5 protein-coding genes are annotated in these 4,870 nt (G+C 69.1%); 4 read left to right on the top strand and 1 reads right to left on the bottom strand.

Annotated features, from left to right (window positions below; genetic code table 11):
* The coding region (locus G7A99_RS09700) for an OmpW family protein (RefSeq protein ID WP_163139806.1) at positions 1-638 on the bottom strand (638 nt) is incomplete at its 3' end.
* Between the two features lie 217 nt (positions 639-855).
* Here G7A99_RS09700 and G7A99_RS09705 point away from each other — a divergent pair.
* The 4 genes from G7A99_RS09705 (at position 856) to G7A99_RS09720 (ending at position 4,815) form a co-directional block, all read left to right on the top strand.
* Positions 856-2,376 carry a fumarate hydratase gene (locus tag G7A99_RS09705; protein WP_163139808.1) on the top strand — a complete coding sequence of 507 codons (1,521 nt, stop codon included), beginning with the start codon at positions 856-858 and terminating at the stop codon, positions 2,374-2,376.
* 83 nt (positions 2,377-2,459) lie between these two features.
* A complete protein-coding gene (locus G7A99_RS09710; protein WP_018716394.1) occupies positions 2,460-2,975 on the top strand; it encodes a molybdopterin-dependent oxidoreductase in 516 nt (171 codons plus the stop codon).
* Positions 2,972-4,108, top strand: a complete 1,137-nt coding sequence (locus G7A99_RS09715; RefSeq protein WP_018716393.1) for a diguanylate cyclase — start codon at positions 2,972-2,974, stop codon at positions 4,106-4,108. The genes G7A99_RS09710 and G7A99_RS09715 overlap by 4 nt, the downstream gene beginning before the upstream one ends.
* 38 nt (positions 4,109-4,146) lie before the next feature.
* Entirely contained in the window at positions 4,147-4,815 is a 669-nt protein-coding gene (locus tag G7A99_RS09720; protein ID WP_018716392.1) for an ABC transporter ATP-binding protein, read from the top strand.
* Positions 4,816-4,870 lie beyond the last annotated feature (55 nt).

A 4,870-nucleotide genomic window follows, 5' to 3' on the forward strand; every position in this document is an offset into this window, starting at 1 on the left:
TCGATGTCGACGTCGATGGTGCTCTTCGGGTTGGGGCCGCCGGAGAGGGTCGCCTCGGTGTCGATGTCGATGTAGCGGATGTCCGCGTTCAGCAGCCAGTTGTTGCCGAGCTCGTAGTCGAAGCCCACCTGGCCGGCCAGCCCGAACGAGTCGTCCAGCGACAGATCGTCGTAGCCGGTGGCCGCGGTGGTGTCGCTGTCCACGTCCTCGTCGAAGAACATGGTGTAGTTCAGGCCGACGCCCGCGTAGGGGCGGAACGCGGTGCCGGTGTCGAAATGGTACTGCACGCTCAGGGTCGGCGGCAGGTGCTTGGTGGAGCCGACGTCCAGCCCGTCGATGCCGTCCTCGCCCGAGATGTCGTGGGAGAACGGGGTGGCGGCGAGGAGCTCGACGGCGATGTTGTTGGTGACGAAGTAGCCGACGGTCAGGCCGAGCTGGGTGTCGTTGTCCACGCTCACCGCGCCGTCGAGGCCCTCCAGCGGACCGGAGGGATCGCTGCTGTCGTCGTTCGGGGCGACGAGGGTCGGCCCCGCGCGCACGATCCAGTCGCCGGCGCTGGCGGCACTCGCGCTGGTCGTGACCATGCCCGCGGCCAGTGCGGCGGCGGCGAGGGCGGTGATTTTCTGGGCACGCTCCATGACACGCTCCTTGTTGGTGATTAATGGCATGAACGTGGCGTCAAGTCTGCCGAGCGTGCTGTCATCGGATCGTGATCTGAATCAAGAGTGGGGCGGATTCCCGTCGCGCCCGGTACGGGCGGCGGGCGGGTGCGGTGTGGTATAACAAGGCGCCGAATCCCGGGCCGCCGCCGCGGCCGCTTGGACCCCGCACCCGCAACGCCGGAGAGCGTAGCCGATGACTACCACCATCAAGCAGGACGACCTCATCCAGAGCGTGGCCGACGCGCTCCAGTACATCTCCTACTACCATCCGAAGGACTTCATCGACGCCGTTCACGAGGCGTACCAGCGCGAGGAGAACCCGGCCGCGCGGGACGCCATGGCGCAGATCCTCGTCAACTCGCGCATGTGCGCCCAGGGGCATCGCCCGATCTGCCAGGACACCGGTATCGTCACCGTCTTCCTCAGGATCGGCATGGACGTGCGCTGGGAGGCGCAGATGAGCGTCGAGGACATGGTCAACGAGGGTGTGCGCCGGGCCTACAATCATCCCGACAACAAGCTGCGCGCCTCCATTCTCGCCGACCCGGCTGGCAAGCGTACCAACACCCGGGACAATACCCCGGCGGTGATCTACACGGACCTGGTGCCCGGCGACCGCGTCGAGGTGGAGGTGGCCGCCAAGGGCGGCGGCTCCGAGGCGAAATCGAAGTTCGCCATGCTCAACCCGTCAGACAGCATCGTCGACTGGGTGCTGGAGCAGGTGCCGAAGATGGGAGCCGGCTGGTGCCCGCCGGGGATCCTCGGCATCGGTATCGGCGGCACCGCGGACAAGGCCATGCGCCTGGCCAAGGAGGCCTGCATGGAGTCCATCGACATCCACGAGCTCCAGGCCCGGGGCGCGCAGAATACCGCCGAGGAGCTGCGTCTCGAGCTCTTCGAGAAGGTCAACGAGCTCGGTATCGGCGCCCAGGGGCTGGGCGGGCTGACCACCGTGCTCGACGTCAAGATCCGCGACTATCCGACCCACGCCGCGAACAAGCCGGTGGCGATCATTCCCAACTGCGCGGCGACCCGGCACGTGCACTTCGATCTGGACGGCTCCGGGGTCGCGGCGCTGCCGGTGCCGAAGCTCGAGGACTGGCCGGAGGTGACCTGGGGCGACTCCGGTGACGTCCGCCGGGTCAACCTGGATACGGTCACACCGGAGGAGACCCGGAGCTGGAAGCCCGGTGAGACCCTGCTGGTCTCGGGCACCGTGCTCACCGGCCGTGACGCCGCCCACAAGCGGATCCAGGACATGCTCGCCCGCGGCGAGGAGCTGCCGGTGGATTTCCGTGGTCGTTTCATCTACTACGTCGGCCCGGTGGACCCGGTGGGCGACGAGGTCGTGGGCCCCGCCGGTCCGACCACGGCGACGCGCATGGACAAGTTCACCGAGATGATGCTCGGCGAGACCGGCCTGGCCGGGATGATCGGCAAGGCGGAGCGCGGGCCCGAGGCGGTGGAGGCGATCCACAGGCACGGTGCGGTGTATCTCATCGCCGTCGGCGGTGCCGCCTACCTCGTCTCCCGCGCGATTCGCAGCGCCCGGGTGGTGGCCTTCGAGGACCTCGGCATGGAGGCGATCCACGAGTTCGAGGTCGAGGACATGCCGGTGACCGTGGCGGTGAGCGCGGACGGGGAGTCCGTCCACCGCAGCGGTCCGCAGGAGTGGCAGGCGCGTATCCGCGGTATCCCGGTGGCCGTGGAGTAGACGCCCGTATTGCCGCCCCGGGGCGCGTTGTCTACGCTTGGGCCCTGGTGCTTCGGGGTGGTGAGCCAGAGGAGGGTGAGGGCATGTCCGTGCGGAGCTGCCTGCCGGTTGTGGTTGCGGTGCTGCTCGTCATGGTGTCGACGGCAGCCGCCGCGGCCACCGTGCAACCCAGCGGTGTCACACCGTCCCGCGATGACGAGCCGGTACTGACCCTGATCGCGCCGGATGGCCGTCACGAACTGTCCCTGGCGGATATCGAGGGGCGGCTGTCGCTGTATGACACGACCCTGACGACCGCAGAGGGCATGTCCGGCCGGTTCACCGGCGTTAAGCTGGCGGCGTTCATGCGGGCCTTCGGGCTCGACGACGCGCAACGGATCCGCTTCATTGCGGCGGATGACTACACGGTGTTCCTCACCCCGTCGGAGATCCATGACGGCGCGTACCTGTTGGCGACGCGCTTCAACGGCGCGCCCATGGACATCTCGGACAAGGGGCCGTTGCGCCTTCTCGTGCCGGCGCAGGCTCGCGCCGTGCGCGAGGGCGAGCGCTCCCAGGCCGACTGGATCTGGTCCATCGTCGAGATCCACGCTCGATGAGCCCGATCCGCCGGCTCTGGCTGGTCGAGATCGCGCTCTTCCTTGCGGCGGCGGTGCCGGTCGTCGGCCTCACCGCGGTATTCTTCTCCAACGCCTCGCGCGACAGCGGCGCCGACTACACCGCGTTCGCCGCGGAGGTCGTGCGTGCCCAGCAGGAGGAGTCGCGTCTGGGGCACGCGGTGACGCATTTCCTGGATCGCCCGGATGCCACCAACCGTCAGGCCCTGCTCGATCGCATCGCCATTATCCGCAACCGTCAGGAGACCGCCCGTCACGCGCTGGCGGCGCTGTCGTTCGGTGAGGCGTTTATCGAGCGTATGCGCGAACCAATGACGGATCTCGATCAGGCCCTGGAGCGGCTGGAGGCCGTCGTGCGTGGCGATCATCCGGCGCGCGGCCCGCTCGCCGATGTGGTGCGTGACCGGGCGTACGCGGTTCAGGACGGTATCGCCTACGTTTACAGCCAGATGCTGGACCGTGTGCTCCAGGGCTCCGCCGCCCAACGGCGTTTCATGGACCGGCTGGAGGTCGGACTGCTGGTGCTGGCGGGGCTGGTACTGGCCTTCATCATCGGCCTGATCGTCGCGATACGATTCCTGCGCGAGCAAAAGCGCGCGCTCACCGAGCGCACGGTCACGGACTATCTCACCGGCCTCGCCAACCGCCGCGCGATGGTGGACCGGGCCCGCGACGTGCTGGCCCTGGCCGCCCGCTCCCGTCTGCCGTGCAGCCTGGCGATCATCGACCTGGATCACTTCAAGCTCATCAATGACCGTTACGGCCACCCCGTCGGCGATAGGGTGCTGCGCACCCTCGGTGCACGGTTGCCGCAACTCGTGCGCGAGAGTGACGTCGTGGCCCGTCTCGGTGGTGAGGAGTTCTGCATCCTCATGCCGGATACGCGCCTCGACGGTGCCCGCGAGCTGTGCGAGCGTCTGCGTGCGGCGGTCGCGCGGCTGCGCTACGAGGCGGGCGAGACGGATCCCGTGGGGTGCACCGTCAGCATCGGGCTTGCCTGTACCGAAGACGGTGCAGAGAGTTTCGCGAGCCTGTATTCCCGTGCCGACCGCTCGCTCTATGCCGCCAAGGCGGCGGGCCGGGATCGTGTGCTCGACGAGCGCGACGTCGCCTGATCCGGGCGGCCGGGGAGGGGTAGCGTGAGGAGGCGCCGGTGGCGCTGATCGAGTTCGAGGACCTGCACATGCGCTACGGCGGTGCCGCCGGGCGCGTCGTCCTCGCCGGTGCGAGCGCTCGCGTGTCGCGGGGCGAGTTCGTGGTCGTCCTGGGGCGAAGCGGCTCGGGGAAGTCCACACTGCTCAATATCCTCGGAGGGCTGGATCGTCCCTCGGCAGGATCGGTGCGTTTCGACGGGCGGGCGCTGTTCACGCTGCCCGACGCGGCGCTGACCCGCCTGCGCCGGGCACGCATGGGCGTGGTCTTCCAGTCGTTCAACCTCATCCCCACCCTGACCGCCGCAGAGAACCTGCGCCTGCCGTTGGCGCTCAACCGCCTGGCGGACAACGGCCGCGTCGCGTCGTGGCTGGCCCGCGTCGGCCTCGAGGACCGCGGGACCGCCTGGCCGGAGCAGCTCTCGGGCGGCGAGCAGCAGCGCCTTGCCGTGGCCCGCGCGCTCATCCACGAGCCGGAGCTCATCCTCGCCGACGAGCCCACCGGCAACCTCGATATCGACAACGCCCGTGCCGTGGTCGCGCTGCTGGACGGGCTCTGCCGGGAGGCGGGGCGGACGCTGGTGATGGTCACCCACAGCCGTGAGGTCGCCGGGCTCGCGGACCGGTTGCTGACCATTCGCGGTGGCCGCCTGGTGCCGGTGGCGGACTGAGCATGCGCTGGCTGCTCCTCGCCGGGCGCCGGGCACTGCTGCGTGAGCCCTTGCA

This window comes from Arhodomonas sp. KWT (assembly GCF_010993615.1).

What these genes read in the sequence shown, in the direction of transcription:
- G7A99_RS09715 (WP_018716393.1), top strand. Translation starts at nt 2,972, where the DNA reads ATGAGCCCGATCCGCCGGCTCTGGCTGGTCGAGATCGCGCTCTTCCTT.
- G7A99_RS09705 (WP_163139808.1), top strand. Translation starts at nt 856, where the DNA reads ATGACTACCACCATCAAGCAGGACGACCTCATCCAGAGCGTGGCCGAC.
- G7A99_RS09710 (WP_018716394.1), top strand. Translation starts at nt 2,460, where the DNA reads ATGTCCGTGCGGAGCTGCCTGCCGGTTGTGGTTGCGGTGCTGCTCGTC.